Origin of the sequence: Streptomyces sp. NBC_01317 (assembly GCF_035961655.1) — a bacterium.
In the GTDB taxonomy this organism is placed as follows: domain Bacteria; phylum Actinomycetota; class Actinomycetes; order Streptomycetales; family Streptomycetaceae; genus Streptomyces.
In genome coordinates this window covers 5,826,359-5,839,926 of sequence record NZ_CP108393.1, presented here as the reverse complement: position 1 = coordinate 5,839,926, position 13,568 = coordinate 5,826,359, and the positions used below count along the sequence as shown (strand labels likewise).

Here is a 13,568-nt window from a genome sequence, read left to right as displayed (position 1 = left end):
ATCAGGCGACGGCGAGCGTCACGCTGATGTTGCCACGGGTCGCGTTGGAGTACGGGCACACCTGGTGCGCCTTCTCCAGCAGATCCTTGGCGGTCGCCTCGTCCACGTTCGGGATGACGGCGACGAGTTCGACCTCAAGGCCGAAGCCGCCGGCCTCGGTCTTGCCGATGCTGACCTTGGCGGTCACGGTCGAACCGGATATGTCGGCCTTCGCCTTACGGGCGACCACACCGAGCGCACCCTGGAAGCAGGCGCTGTACCCGGCGGCGAACAGCTGCTCCGGGTTCGTACCGGCGCCGCTGCCACCCATCGAGGTGGGCGGGTTGACGATCACGTCGAGCTGACCGTCGTCGCTGGAGACGCGGCCGTCACGGCCGTTCTCGGCGGTGGCGACGGCGGTGTAGAGAGCGTCGATCTTCTGAATGGTCATGCTGGGAAGGTTCCTTCGCTTGTACGCCGTAGCTCGCGCCCACGGACCACGACGGCCTGGGGTCGAGCATAGGCGGTCGTCAACGGGTAAGTCCGACGATCATCTTTCCAGTGTTCTCACCGCGCAGAACGCCGAGGAACGCGTCGAAGCCGTTCTCGATCCCCTCCACGACGGTTTCGTGGTGCTTGAGTTGCCCCGAGGCGAACAGCGGGCCCACTTCCTGGAGGAACCGGGGCTGGAGCCCCCAGTGATCGGTGACGATGATCCCTTCGAGGCGCAGCCGCTTGGTGACGACGAGGGAGAGATTGTTCGGGCCCGGCGTCGGCGCGCTGTTGTTGTACTGGGCGACCGCGCCGCACAGGACCGCCCGGCCGTGGGTCCTGAACGAGTTGATCGCGGCTTCGAGGTGGTCGCCGCCCACGTTGTCGAAGTAGAGGTCGATGCCGTCCGGGGCGGCGGCCTTGAGCTGCTTCCTGACGGAGCCGTTCTTGTAGTTGAAGGCCGCGTCGAAGCCGTACTCCTCCACCAGGAGCCTGACCTTGTCGTCCGTACCGGCCGAACCGACCACCCGCGAGGCACCCTTGAGCCTGGCGAGCTGGCCGACCTGGCTGCCGACCGCGCCGGCCGCCCCGGAGACGAAGACCGCGTCGCCCTTCTTGAAGGCGCCGACCCCGAAGAGGCCCGCGTAGGCGGTGAATCCCGTCGCGCCGAGGACGCCGAGGTACGCGGAGAGCGGGGCGACGGACGCGTCGACCTTGACGGCACGGCCCGGCTCGAACTCGGCGTACTCCCGCCAGCCCAGGTTGTGCAGGACGTGGTCGCCGACGGCGAACCCGTCCGCGCGGGAGGCGATGACCTCGCCGACCGCCTGGCCGGCCAGCGGCTCACCCAGCTGGTACGCGGCCACGTACGACTTCGCGTCGTTCATCCGGGGGCGCATGTACGGGTCCACCGAGAAGTACAGGTTCCGGACCAGGATCCGGCCCTCCCCCGGTTCGGCCACGGGTATCTCGCGCAGAGCGACGTCACTGGGCCTGGGCCAGCCGTCGGGGCGGGCGGCGAGATGCCATGCGCGGCCGGATACGGGAAGTGCGGTCATGGGGCGGGGCCTCCTCGGTGGGTGCGGGTGGCGGCGGGCCGCCGCACAAAAGCTTCACTACCTGAAAGAACCATGCTCCTAGATATTTCATGTTGTCAAGCAAATGGGTACGCTGGTCCCATGGCCACCACCCGCAGAGACCCGCTGACCCTCGAAGTCGTCGAACTCATCGGCACCGTCGTGGCCCGCTACTACGAGGAGTACGAGCACGCCGCGGCCCAGTACTCCCTCACGGGTGCCCAGGCGCGCGTCTTGGGACTCCTGTCCCTGGAGCCCATGCCCATGCGCCGGATCGCGCAGAAGCTGAAGTGCGAGCCGTCCAACGTCACCGGCATCGTGGACCGGCTCGAAGCGCGTGACCTGGTGGAACGCCGGCCGGACCCGGCCGACCGCAGGGTGAAGCTCGCCGCGCCCACCCCGCAGGGGCTGGAGACGGCGGCGCGGCTGCGGGACTCGCTGAACTTCGCCCGCGAACCGCTGGCGTCGCTGTCGGAGGACGAGCGGCGTGTCCTGCGCGACCTGCTCAAGCGGATGCTGGGCGAGGGCCTGGCCTGACCGGCCTTACGCGCACCACCACAGGATGCGGGTGCAGGTCTCGGTCGGTTCCGGGGTGGGCGTCGGGGACGCCGAGGTCGGGGCGGCCGTCGTGGGCCCGTCCGAGGGGTCCGTCGGCGTGCCGGGACCGGACGCGGAGTCCGAGGGGTCCGGTGAGTCCGGCGCGCCGGTGTCGGCCGGCTCCGTGTCGCCGGGAGCCGGGGATTCCGAGGACGTGGCCGAGTCGCCGGGGTCCGGGGACTCCTTGCCGCCCGGCTTCCCGCTGCCGTCCGGGCCGGGTGAGCCGCCCTTCCCCGTACCGCTGGTCGCGGCGGGACCCGGATCGTCGGGCGCCACCGGCTTCGCCGTGCCGTCCGGGCGCCCGTCGAACTCGGTGGACGCCTCCTCCTTGACCGCGGAGGCGCCGTCGTCGCCGGGCGGCTCCAGCGCCAGCTGGGCCAGACTCAGCGCCCCCGCCGCGAGGACCACCGCGAGCACGCCGACGACGATCCTGCGGCCGCGCTTGCCGCGGGCCCTGCGGGGTCCGGTGCGGGACGGGGCCGAGCGGCGGCGGTCGGGGCGCTCACGGCGGTCGGAGCGGTCGCGGTCGGGGTGATGGCCCACGAGGGGCTCGATCTCACTCTCCGGCGCGTCCGCGAACTCTTCGTGACCTTGATCGGCCCTGCCGTCCTGTCCCGGGGAGCGATTCTGTCGCGGTGCGGGCGGTTCGGGGGCGCTCTGCCGCAGCTCCTCGGCGGGGGTGCCGCATCCGGCGCAGGTCAGTGCGCCGTTGAGGTGCCGACGGCACTGATGGCAGTAGTCCATGGCGCCCGCAGATTATGCGGCCGTGGCGGGCCGTGGAGAACCCGGGCTGTGAAGATCTTGTAAGGGGTCGACGGTTCCGGGTGTGTCATCCCGATTCGGGCGGGTGGCGCGGCGGGCCGGGCAGGCGGTACGGGCGGTATGCGCCGCGCGGTGCGGCGGAACGTACCGGGCAGGATGGCCGTATGACGTCCACCGGGCCGTTCGGGCCGCTCCAGTTCCAGCTCGTCCTGCTGCGCAGAATGGCCGACCACCACCCGGAGCTGGTCGACGACGCCCGCCGCGAACTCGGCGCGTCCCTGGCCGACATGCGGGAGGCCAACCGCCGCTGGCAGGCGATGGTCCGCTCCCCGCGCGCCCGCGGCACGCTCTCCCGCTACCGCTCGGTGCTCGGCCCGCCCGAGCGGACCTTCCCGCGGAAGGCCGGCGACCTGGAGTGCGAGGCCCTCCAGTGGCCCGTACCGCTCTGGCCCGACCTGCGCTTCGAGGCGATGGCCGGGCCCGGCGGGGCCGTATGGAACGAATGGCTGGTCCGTGCGCCGGGGGTGGCCGGACCGGAGCCGCGTACGGCCGAGGACCTGCGGCCCTGGTCGTGCACGGTGGACGAGGTCGCGCGGGCCTTTCCGCCGGCCCGGCCGATGGAGGGCAGCGCGCCGACCCGCCTCCGGCTGGCGTTCACCCTGCCCGGCGGCGGGGGCGCCGTGGCCGATTTCACCTGGGGGCTGCTCCAGGGCTGGACGAGGGGCTGACCGGCCGTGCGGTACGGACACGGCGGCCCAGCGACACGGACCTGGCGTCCCGTCAGCTCCGTACCCCCATCGGGCAACCGCCGGTCAACCGTCCGTACTCCTGACGGCTCATCCCAGCGCGCGCCCCGCTCCCCCCGGCCGCACGATGCGAACAGGACCGGCGGCCGCCGGTGCATCAGATCAGCGCTCTCGGGAGATCCCGCGGTGACCGTCAGTCTTGAGCAGTTGCGCCGTTGCCACATCGCCGTCGACCTGGGGGCCGCCAGGACCCGGGTCTTCGTGAAGGGAGCCGGGCTCGTCGTGGACGAGCCGAGCGTCGCCGCGGTGAACACCCGCACCGGCGCTCTCATCGCCGTCGGCGCGCTCGCCGAGCAGATGACCGGCCGTACCCCCGACTACATCCGGGTGATGCGTCCCGTACGGGGCGGCACCGTCGTCGACGTCGAGATGGCCCAGCGGATGCTCCGCCACCTCCTCGGCGACAAGCTCCGCCGCCAGCTGCGCCGCAAGCCCCGGCTGCGCGCCGCCGCGTCCACCCCGCACGACAGCGACCCGCTGGCCCAGCGCGCGGCCGTGGAGACGCTCGTCGGCCTCGGCGCGCGCCGGGTCGAGCTGGTCGACACCCTCATCGCGGCGGCCGTCGGCTGCGGGCTGCCCGTGGAGCAGCCCACCGCCACCATGATCATGGTGTGCGGCGCGGCGACCACCCAGATCGCGGTGCTCTCGCTGGGCGCGATCGTCACCGCCCAGCGCATCCCTGTCGGCGGCAACGCCATCGACCACGCGGTGATCCAGCACCTGCGCCACCAGCACGAGCTGATGCTGCCCAGCCAGTCCGTACGCCCGCTCCAGCTGGCGCTCAGCGGCAACGGGCTCAGCCCGGACGGACCCACCTCCACCGAGATCCACGGCCGGGACGTCGCCACCGGCATCGCCCGCTCGGTGCTGGTCGACACCGCCGCCGTACGGGACGCGATCTACTCCCCGCTGACCGCCGTGGTCGACGGCATCGGCAAGGTGCTGCGCGACTGCCCGCCCGATCTGGTGGCCGACCTCGCCGACCGCGGGATCATGATGGTGGGCGGCAGCGCGCTGCTGCCGGGCCTCGACCAGATGCTCAGGAACGCCACCGGCATGCCGGTCGCCATCGCCGAGCGCCCCGACATTTGCGCCGTGCTCGGTCTCGGCGCGATGCTGGAGGGCAAGATCCAGCCGATGGTCCTGGATCCGCTGGCCGACGCCCACTGAGGTGGAACGACGTTGCGATGAGTGAGGGTGGCGGGGGCGGGGGGACCCCCAGGGACACCGCCAGGGACACCGACCCCATGGAGTCGATGCCCCGGCTGCCCATGCTGCTCGAAGCGGTCCTGGGCATCGGTACGGATCTCGAACTCCGCGCGACCCTCCAGCACATCGTCGCCACCGCCACGGAGCTGATCGGGGCGCGGTACGGGCTCCTGGCGGTGGCGGACCCCGGCGGCGGCACGCTCGCGGACCTGTTCTCGGCCGGCCTGAGCCCGGAGGAGCACGAGAGCGTCCTGCGGATCCCCGGCGGCAGCGCCGGCCTGCTGGGCGTGCTGTTCCGGGATCCGCGCCCGCTGCGGCTGGACGACATGGCGACCGATCCGCGCGCGCTCTGGGTGCCGCACTCGGATCCGGAGCACCGCAGGTTCCTCGGGGTCTCCATCCAGGTGGACACCGAGATCTTCGGCAGCCTGTGCCTGACGGCCAAGGAGAGCGGTCCCTTCACGGAGGAGGACGAGGCGCTGCTCCAGGTGCTCGCCGCGCAGGCGGGGATCGCGATCGGCAACGCGCGGCTGTACGGGACGGCCCGGCAGCGCGAACGATGGATCGAGGGCGCCGCCGCCGTCACCACCGCCCTGCTGACCGGCGAGAGCGCGGCCGACGCCCTGATGACCGTGGCCGAGTCGGCCCGCGCCCTCGCCGGCGCCGACGCCGGGGTGGTGCTCCTGCCCACCCCCGAGGGCGGCATGGAGATCGTCACGGCGTCGACGGACAACGATCCGGCGGGCATTCTCGGTACGACCATCGCGCCCGGCGCGCCCGTCCTGGTCCAACTGCTGGGCGGTGAGCCGGTGTTCATAGAGGACTCGGCGACCGATCCCCGGATGACCACCCATGTGCGCTCGCGCTTCGGGCCGAGCATGATGCTGCCGCTCCAGAGCGGCGGGAAGCTGATCGGCACGCTCGCCCTGCCGCGCCGCCGGGGCGGACGCCCGTACACGGCGGAGGACAAGCTGCTGGCCACCCAGTTCGCCTCGCAGGCCGCGCTGGCGCTGGTGCTGGCGGACGCCCAGCACAACCGGGAACAGCTGGCGGTGTACGAGGACCGTGACCGGATCGCCCGTGACCTGCACGATCTGGTGGTCCAGCGGCTCTTCGCCACCGAGATGATGCTGGAGTCGACGCGGCGGCGCGCGGCGACCACAGAGCTGGACGAGCTGCTCGGGCGGGCCGTGGACGAGCTGGACTCGACGATCCAGGAGGTACGGACCGCGATCTTCGCGCTCCAGCAGCCGCCCGCCGACGCCCCGACCAGCGTCCGGGGCAGCGTACTGCGCGAGACGGACGGGGCGGCGGTCCTCTTCGGCTTCCGGCCGTCCGTGCGGTTCACGGGCGCGGTGGACACGCTGGTGAACGAGGCGGTGGGGCGGCGGCTCCTGGCGGCGCTGCGCGGCGCGCTGGCGGCGGCGCACCGGCGGGAGGGGATGACGGCGATGGAGGTGGAGGTGGACGCGACGGTCCGGCTGCCGGACGGGCACGGGGGCGTACGGCTGCTGGTGACCGACAACGGGGCGCGGGAGGACGGCGGGGGCGGCGGCACGACGGTGACGTGGCAGGCGGCGCGGACGGACACGCTCTAGGGACCGTCCGCCTGTCTCTTCACGGCGGACGGTCCCCGGAGGGTGTGCGGGTCAGAGCATGTGCGGGTCAGTTCTTCAGGGGCGCCTCTCCCGCCGCGTACCGGATCCCGCCCAGCAGCAACTGCCGGAAGAGGGGATCGGCGTACGACTCCTGGGTGTGGCCCAGCCCGGTGTAGAAGGACCGGCCCTCGCCCTGCGGGTGGTACCAGGTGATGGGGTGGTCCCCGCTCATCTCCCCACCGCTGTACGTGCTTTCGTCCAGGCTCTGGAGCACCGTGACGTCCGCGCGCGGATTGGTGCGGTAGTTGTACCACTCGTCGGTACGGGACCAGGTGGCGTCGAGGTGCGAGGTCGCGGGATGGGTCCTGTCCTCGGTCTTGACGGTCGCCTGCTGGATGGCCGGGTGGCTCTTGAACCAGGCGCCGACGAGTTTCCCGTACGCGGGCGACTCGTACTCGGCGTCGGCGGCCGCGTGGACGCCCACATAACCGCCTCCCCCGTCGACGTACCCCTGGAGCGCGTCCTCCTGGGCGTCGGTGAGCATGTCGCCGGTCGTGGAGAGGAACACCACGGCCTCGTACCCGGCGAGGTTCTCCGGGGTGAAGGCCGCGCCGTCCTCGGTGGCGGTGACGGTGAAGCCGTTCCCCTCACCGAGGGTCTGGATCGCCGCGATCCCCGCCGGGATCGAGTCGTGCCGGAATCCGGCCGTCTTGGAGAAGACGAGCACCTGGTACGGATCGGCTTCGGTGGTCGCCGTCGTCGTGAACGTGAAGGCGTCCACGTCGAAGAGGTTCCCCTGGCCCGTCGGGCCCTTGAAGACGAGGAACAACTCCGTTGAGCCGGAGGGTGCGTCGGTCAGGTCCGCCGTCACGTCGGCGAAGTTGTCCCAGCCGCCGGTCGGTGCGACGGTCGCCGTGCCCAGCAGGGTGCCGGTGGCCGACCCGGCCCGTACCTCGATCGTCCCGCCGACACCGCCGGAGGAGACCCGGGCGGTGAACGTGGCGGCGTTGTCGAGGGCGTACGGCTCGAAGGAGATCCAGTCGCCGTTGTCGGTGAAGCCGACGGTGTTGCCGCCCTCGGCACCGCCGTGGGCCGCGACCTCGATGCCGTTCTGCGCCGAGAAGTGCTCCGCCTGCCGGTGCCGGGGCTGGAGGATGCTCTGGCTGTGCGCGGTCAGGCCGCCCGCGTCGGTGTACTCGGCGTCGAACACCCCGTACAGGTTGGCGGCGCTGTCGTGCTCGCCGTCGGCCGGGACCACGAGGGACCCCGTGCAGCCGTCGGCGGCGGTGATCTGGTGCTGGTGGCTGTCGTGCCCCAGCAGATAGGTCACCTTGACCTTGGCGCAGTCGATCGGGCCATCCTCGGGGTCGCTGCCCTCGACGGAGAACGGCACGGTGTCGCCGAAGGAGAACAGCTCGCCGTCGGTGGGCGTGACGAGCTTGACGGTGGGGGCGGTGTTGCCGACGGTCACCACGAGGCTCGCGGTGCCCGTGAGCCCTTCCGGGTCCTTGACGGTGAGCGTGGGCCGGAAGGTGCCTGTCTCCGTGTACGTGTGGCTCGGGTTCGCGTCCGTGGACGTGGCGCCGTCGCCGAAGTCCCAGGCGTAGGTGAGCGCGCCGCTCTCGGGGTCGGAACTGCCCGCAGAGGAGAAGGCGACGGCGAGCGGCGCCTGACCGGAGGTCTTGTCGGCGGCGGCCTTGGCGACCGGGTTGCGGTTGCTGCCGGCGAGGTATTCGACGCGGTAGAGCGCCTGGTTGCCGGAGCCGGTGCCGTAGTCGAGGACGTACAGCGCGCCGTCGGGGCCGAAGGCCTGGTCCATCACCTGCGTACCGGTCCAGGGGAAGGTGTCGATGGCTCCCGGGGAACCGTCGGCGTGGACCTCGATGGGCTTGATCCACTTGCGGCCGTACTCGGCGGCGAAGAAGCGGCCGTCGAGGGACTCGGGGAACTTCACATTCGAGTCGAGACCGGCGTCGAAGTTGTATACGGGTCCGCCCATCGGGGACTCGGAGCCGCCGCCGAACTCGGGCGGGGAGCCCGCGTCACCGCCGTACTTGATCCAGGCGGCCTTGGGGGCGGGCAGCTTGTCGAGGCCGGTGTTGTGGGGGGAGTTGTTGGCGGGGCCGCCCGCGCAGTCGTACTTCGCGCCCGAGGGACCGCTGGGGAAGGTGTACTCGCTGTACGTCTCCGAGGCGGTGTTCGTCCCCGTGCAGTACGGCCACCCGAAGTTGCCGGGGCCGGTCAGGCGGTCGAACTCGACCTGGCCGCTGGGCCCGCGCTCCGCGTCGGTCACGCCGGCGTCGGGGCCGTAGTCGCCGACGTAGACCGTGCCGGTGGGCTTGTCGACGGATATCCGGAAGGGGTTGCGGAAGCCCATCGCGTAGATCTCGGGGCGGGTGTTCGCGGTGCCCGGTGCGAAGAGGTTGCCGTCCGGCACGGTGTAGCCGCCGTCGGCGGTGGGCTTGATGCGCAGGACCTTGCCGCGCAGGTCGTTGGTGTTCCCGGAGGAGCGCTGGGCGTCGAACTGCGGGTTGCGGTCGGCCCGTTCGTCGAGCGGCGCATACCCCTGGGACTCGAAGGGGTTGGTGTCGTCGCCGGTCGAGAGGTAGAGGTTGCCCTGCGCGTCGAAGTCGATGTCACCGCCCACGTGGCAGCACTGGCCCCGGTCGTTGGCGACTTCGAGGACGACCTTCTCACTGGCCGCGTCGAGGGTGCCGTCGGCCTTGAGGGTGAACCGCGAGAGGTTCAAGTGCCCTTTGAACGGGGCGAAGTCGGCGGCGGTGCCGGTCACCGGGGCGTCCCCGGCGGGAGTGTCCAGCTTGGGCGAGTAGTAGAGGTAGAGGAAGCGGTTGTCGGCGAACCCGGGGTCGGCCGCGACGCCTTGGAGACCTTCCTCGTCATGGGTGTAGGTGTCGAGCTTGCCCGCGACCTTGGTGTTGCCCGCGGCGTCGGTGAGCCGGACCGTACCGTCCCTCGCCGTGTGGACGACCGACCGGTCGGGCAGCACGGCGAGTGACATCGCCTCGCCCAACTCGGCTGCTCCGGTTGCGAGTTGGACCTGCTGGTAGTCGGAGGCGGGGATGTCGGCGGCGGGGTCGGTGGGGTGGGCGGTCGCGGTGGCGCCGACGGCGACCGAGCCGCCGAGCGCGAGGGTGAGGGCGACAAGAAGTCTGGACCACACGGGGGGCCGTACGGGCATCGTGTTTCCTTCCTGACGTGCTGACGTGCGGTGGGGGGACATGCGTCAGTCAGGCAGGGCGCGCGCCGTCGCGCCGTGCTACGGGTGGGGCAGGGGTCCGTCCGTGGGGTGTCGGGAGCCCTGGTTCCGCGGTAGGCGTTTGCATGCTGGCAACACGAAATTAATTTGTCAAGGACGTATCAAAATTCCGGACCGGCCACCGAACGGCCTCCGAATCCGGCCAAGTTGGCCCCTGGGGGCCCGGACCTGCGAACACGCTCAGGCGGTGTGGCTCCGCAGGAGATCGTGCAGGGAGGCGGTCATCCGCGCGACGAACGCGTCCTGGGTGGCGGTGTCCACCGACTCCAGGGAGAGATACGGGTTGAGATCCTCCAACTCGACCAGCAGCAGCTCCCCCTCGGGGGCACGGCAGGCATCGACCCGCTGGATCCCGTGCTCCAGCGTGTTCCACTCGACGAAGCGCCGCGCGAAGGCGAGATCGTCCGCGGTGGCGTCGTACGGCACCAGCTCCCAGCGCCGCGCCGGGTCCGGTGCGTGGAGCGCGTACTGGAAGTCGTGGTCCACGAAGTAGAACGAGACCTCGTAGCGGAACGGGATCAGGGGCTGCACCAGTACGCCGCCGAAGGCGATCTCCCCGAGCCGCTCCGCCGGGACGGTCTCCATCCCTATGGAGTCCGCGCCCGCCTCGGGCTTGACCACGTAGGCGGGGGCGGCGGGCAGCCGGCCGAGGTCCTCGGCGCGGTCGACGGTCGGGATGACGGGATACCCGGCGGCGCTCAGCTCCACGAGGTACCGCTTGCCGGTCATGTCGGCGCGCCCGGTCAGCGGGTTGTACACCAGGACCCCGTCCGCCGCCGCGCGCTCGCGGAAGAGGTCGTACTGCGCCTGGTAGTGCAGCACGGGCCCGCTGTTGCGCACCACGACGGCGTCGAAGGACCCCATGAGCCGTACGGCGTCGAGGGGGTGGCAGAGCGCGAGGTCGAAGTCGCTCCGCAGCCGGGACGACAGCCGGATGTCCTCGTCGCAGTAGCGGCGCCCCTTGGCCTCGTAGGCGAGGTCGGTGACGTAGAGGACGCGGGGCGGGTTCTGGGGGCGCATGGGTGGGTCCGGTCTCGGGGATGCGGCCGGCCCCTTCCGTACGGGCCGGAGAGGGGCCGCTTGCTCCCGCCAGACCTTACGGCGTGGGACCTACGTCGCCACAGGTGTGGGTGTCGGTGTCAGCGCCAGCCAAGGGCGGGGGCGGGCGCGACGTGAGTGAGGATGTTCTCCAGGACGTGACTGTTGTAGTCGACGCCGAGCTGGTTGGGCACGGTCAGCAGCAGCGTGTCGGCCTCGGCGATCGCCTCGTCCTCGGCGAGCTGCTTCACCAGGACGTCGGGCTCGGCGGCATACGTCCGGCCGAAGATCGCGCGCGTGGTCGCGTCGATGTTGCCGATCTGGTCGGCGCTGTCCCCGTCGCGGCCGAAGTACGCCTGGTCCTGGTCCGTGGTGAGCGCGAAGATGCTGCGCGACACGGAGACGCGCGGTTCACGCTCCCAGCCCGCCTCGGCCCACGCCTCGCGGTAGGCGCGGATCTGGGCGGCCTGCTGTACGTGGAAGGGCGCGCCGCCCTCGTCGTTCTTGAGGGTCGAGCTCATCAGGTTCATGCCGAGCTTGGCCGCCCAGACCGCGGTGGCGTTGGACGCGGCACCCCACCAGATGCGCTCCCGCAGTCCCTCGGAGTGCGGCTCGATGCGGAGGAGTCCCGGCGGGTTGGGGAACATGGGCCGCGGGTTCGGCTGGGCGAACCCCTTGCCCTCCAGTACGGACAGCAGCACCTCGGTGTGCTTGCGCGCCATGTCGGCCTCGGTGTCGTCGCCACTGGGCGCGTACCCGAAGTAGCGCCAGCCGTCGATGACCTGCTCCGGGGATCCCCGGCTGATGCCGAGCTGGAGCCTGCCGCCGGAGATGAGGTCGGCGGAGCCGGCGTCCTCGGCCATGTAGAGGGGGTTCTCGTACCGCATGTCGATCACACCGGTGCCGATCTCGATCCGCGACGTCCTGGCGCCGATCGCGGCCAGCAACGGAAACGGCGAGGCCATCTGCCGCGCGAAGTGATGGACCCGGAAGTAGGCACCGTCGGCCCCGAGCTCCTCGGCCGCGACGGCGAGGTCGATCGCCTGGAGCAGCGAGTCCGCGGCCGTCCTGGCCTGGGAGTGCCTGGTGTCGGACCAGTGCCCGAAAGACAGAAAACCGATGCGCTTCATGACGTCGTGAACAACCCACCCGTTTAGTTGATTCCTCAATCAAGTAACGGATCAACAAACCAAGCGCGGCGTATCGGGAGCGGGAACGTCTGCCGCCGACCGACGGCCCGACCGGGACGCCCCCGCTCCGCTACGCCACCGGCGTCCGTCCGTCCCGAGGGCCGAAAGCCTCCAGAGCGTCTTCGTCGGTGGCGCGGGCGTGCGGGAAGTGGTCGGCCCACTCGGCGATTCCCGGGTACGCGGAGTCGTGGCCGACCCGGATGGCGGCGGCCTCGACGTCGAAGGTCGTGGTACGCAGGTCGACCCCCGGCCCCAGCACGGCCCAGTGCGCTCCGGCTCGTCCGTACGGCATACCGACGCTGCCGGGGTTGACGACGAGACGTCCGTGCGCGAGGCGGACGAACGGCATGCATGTGGGTGTGGCCGCGGACCACGGTGCGGAGGTCGGGATCGAGACCGCCGAAGACCTCCTTCCAACGGTCGAGGCGGGAGTCGACCAGGACGACCTCTTCATCGTCACGGGGGGGGTGGCGTGGCAGAACAGCACCTTCCCCAGGCCCCGTACGGACAGGGAGAGCGACCGCGACAACGCCCCGAGAAAGCCGAGGTGGTCGTCCCGAAGCTGCTCGGCCGCCCACGGGGCGATCGGATCGGAAATCGAGTCGCGGAGCCCACGCCGGTACTCGACGAGTTCACGGTCGGCATTACCGCTGATCCAGACAACGCGGTCCCCAAGACCGGTCAACAGGTCGAGAACCTGGACGGGTTGCGGACCGGCCGCGATGTCCCCGGTGAGCACGACGCGATCGGCGCCCCGCACCTCCGGCTCGGCAAGCACGGCCTCCTGGGCCGGCAGGACTCCGTGAATGTCGGACAGGACAGCTACGCGGTTCAGCATGCTCACCACTGTGCGAGCCCGGACAGCCGAGGGACGGGATCGTTCGCCCGACGCGTAGCCCGGGGCGCGACAGCCGCAGACCGTCTGCCGCCAAGCCGACCTCCCAGCCCTCAGGTCAGAACGATCGGATTGCTGAGCGCCGCCATCCGCCCCTCCGCGTCTCGGACCTCCACGCGGACGAACGCCGACTCCTCTTCGCTGGTGACCCACTCGACCGTGCCCGATCCCGTCCCGGTCAACAACGAGTGGTGCGCCTTGCCTTGCTCTGTATGGAAGCTGACGGTGCCGGAGGGCACGCCCTGGACGTCCACGCGCAGCACGGCAGGCTGATCACCGCTGTTCAACCGGTCGCCGATACCGGCACTGCGACCACGGGCGGAGGCGGTGAACGACAGCTCGACGGCGGCCGAGGCCGCGATCCAGCTCCTCCCGGCGCGGATGCCGTCAAGGATCGCGGCCGTATTCAGCTCGTCGGCCAGCACGACAGTGTGCGGAACACCGATCTGACCCTCCAGGTGGGTGTCGCTGTTGCCCATCGCCGGCCGCCATCGTCCCTGGTGGATGTCGGCCGCCAGGGCGCGGCCCCATTCGGCCAGGGCCGCCTCGCACAGCCCACCGGCTCGGTGGACCTCCTCCACACGCTGGTCGACCCGCCCATCCCGGACTCCGTAGCGCCAATTGACCACCACCCCGGGGTCGAGCCCTA

At 71.2% G+C, this 13,568-nt stretch carries 12 protein-coding genes; 4 read left to right on the top strand and 8 right to left on the bottom strand.

What is annotated here, in order from left to right:
• Position 1: 1 nt before the first annotated feature.
• A complete protein-coding gene (locus OG349_RS25350) occupies positions 2 to 430 on the bottom strand; it encodes an organic hydroperoxide resistance protein (protein ID WP_161307978.1) in 429 nt (142 codons plus the stop codon).
• A 79-nt stretch (positions 431 to 509) separates the two neighbouring features.
• Entirely contained in the window at positions 510 to 1,529 is a 1,020-nt protein-coding gene (locus tag OG349_RS25345) for an NADP-dependent oxidoreductase (RefSeq protein ID WP_327236774.1), read from the bottom strand.
• Between the two features lie 120 nt (positions 1,530 to 1,649).
• On the opposite strand from OG349_RS25345, the gene OG349_RS25340 reads away from it, so the two are divergent.
• Complete coding sequence (locus OG349_RS25340) at positions 1,650 to 2,084, top strand: MarR family winged helix-turn-helix transcriptional regulator (RefSeq protein ID WP_327236773.1); 435 nt, start codon at positions 1,650 to 1,652, stop codon at positions 2,082 to 2,084.
• A 6-nt stretch (positions 2,085 to 2,090) separates the two neighbouring features.
• Here OG349_RS25340 and OG349_RS25335 read toward each other — a convergent pair whose 3' ends face one another.
• The gene (locus OG349_RS25335) at positions 2,091 to 2,888 is read right to left on the bottom strand and encodes an SCO2400 family protein (RefSeq protein WP_327236772.1); all 798 of its coding nucleotides are present in this window, start codon (positions 2,886 to 2,888) and stop codon (positions 2,091 to 2,093) included.
• Between the two features lie 182 nt (positions 2,889 to 3,070).
• Here OG349_RS25335 and OG349_RS25330 point away from each other — a divergent pair, with 182 nt between their 5' ends.
• From OG349_RS25330 to OG349_RS25320, 3 genes are all read left to right on the top strand, one after another.
• Entirely contained in the window at positions 3,071 to 3,634 is a 564-nt protein-coding gene (locus OG349_RS25330) for a hypothetical protein (protein WP_327236771.1), read from the top strand.
• 204 nt (positions 3,635 to 3,838) lie between these two features.
• Positions 3,839 to 4,882, top strand: a complete 1,044-nt coding sequence (locus tag OG349_RS25325; protein WP_327236770.1) for a rod shape-determining protein — start codon at positions 3,839 to 3,841, stop codon at positions 4,880 to 4,882.
• A 17-nt stretch (positions 4,883 to 4,899) separates the two neighbouring features.
• Positions 4,900 to 6,519, top strand: coding sequence for a GAF domain-containing protein (locus OG349_RS25320; protein WP_442806311.1), 1,620 nt, complete (start codon positions 4,900 to 4,902; stop codon positions 6,517 to 6,519).
• Between the two features lie 67 nt (positions 6,520 to 6,586).
• Here OG349_RS25320 and OG349_RS25315 read toward each other — a convergent pair whose 3' ends face one another.
• The 5 genes from OG349_RS25315 to OG349_RS25295 form a co-directional block, all read right to left on the bottom strand.
• On the bottom strand, positions 6,587 to 9,718 hold the full coding sequence (locus OG349_RS25315; protein WP_327236769.1) for a ThuA domain-containing protein: 3,132 nt from the start codon (positions 9,716 to 9,718) through the stop codon (positions 6,587 to 6,589).
• 258 nt (positions 9,719 to 9,976) lie between these two features.
• Positions 9,977 to 10,816 (bottom strand): hypothetical protein, encoded by an 840-nt coding sequence (locus OG349_RS25310; protein ID WP_327236768.1) that lies wholly within the window; start codon positions 10,814 to 10,816, stop codon positions 9,977 to 9,979.
• A 119-nt stretch (positions 10,817 to 10,935) separates the two neighbouring features.
• Positions 10,936 to 11,964 carry an LLM class flavin-dependent oxidoreductase gene (locus tag OG349_RS25305; protein ID WP_327236767.1) on the bottom strand — a complete coding sequence of 343 codons (1,029 nt, stop codon included), beginning with the start codon at positions 11,962 to 11,964 and terminating at the stop codon, positions 10,936 to 10,938.
• Between the two features lie 130 nt (positions 11,965 to 12,094).
• Positions 12,095 to 12,862: a metallophosphoesterase family protein gene (locus OG349_RS25300; RefSeq protein WP_442806310.1), complete on the bottom strand. Its 768-nt coding sequence runs from the start codon at positions 12,860 to 12,862 to the stop codon at positions 12,095 to 12,097.
• A gap of 110 nt (positions 12,863 to 12,972) precedes the next feature.
• On the bottom strand, positions 12,973 to 13,398 hold the full coding sequence (locus tag OG349_RS25295; RefSeq protein ID WP_327236766.1) for a hypothetical protein: 426 nt from the start codon (positions 13,396 to 13,398) through the stop codon (positions 12,973 to 12,975).
• Positions 13,399 to 13,568 lie beyond the last annotated feature (170 nt).

Coding starts and splice junctions, on each gene's coding strand:
- OG349_RS25345 (WP_327236774.1), bottom strand. CDS start 1,529: ATGACCGCACTTCCCGTATCCGGCCGCGCATGGCATCTCGCCGCCCGC.
- OG349_RS25330 (WP_327236771.1), top strand. CDS start 3,071: ATGACGTCCACCGGGCCGTTCGGGCCGCTCCAGTTCCAGCTCGTCCTG.
- OG349_RS25315 (WP_327236769.1), bottom strand. CDS start 9,718: ATGCCCGTACGGCCCCCCGTGTGGTCCAGACTTCTTGTCGCCCTCACC.
- OG349_RS25310 (WP_327236768.1), bottom strand. CDS start 10,816: ATGCGCCCCCAGAACCCGCCCCGCGTCCTCTACGTCACCGACCTCGCC.
- OG349_RS25320 (WP_442806311.1), top strand. CDS start 4,900: ATGAGTGAGGGTGGCGGGGGCGGGGGGACCCCCAGGGACACCGCCAGG.
- OG349_RS25295 (WP_327236766.1), bottom strand. CDS start 13,398: ATGGGCAACAGCGACACCCACCTGGAGGGTCAGATCGGTGTTCCGCAC.
- OG349_RS25335 (WP_327236772.1), bottom strand. CDS start 2,888: ATGGACTACTGCCATCAGTGCCGTCGGCACCTCAACGGCGCACTGACC.
- OG349_RS25300 (WP_442806310.1), bottom strand. CDS start 12,862: ATGCTGAACCGCGTAGCTGTCCTGTCCGACATTCACGGAGTCCTGCCG.
- OG349_RS25305 (WP_327236767.1), bottom strand. CDS start 11,964: ATGAAGCGCATCGGTTTTCTGTCTTTCGGGCACTGGTCCGACACCAGG.
- OG349_RS25340 (WP_327236773.1), top strand. CDS start 1,650: ATGGCCACCACCCGCAGAGACCCGCTGACCCTCGAAGTCGTCGAACTC.
- OG349_RS25350 (WP_161307978.1), bottom strand. CDS start 430: ATGACCATTCAGAAGATCGACGCTCTCTACACCGCCGTCGCCACCGCC.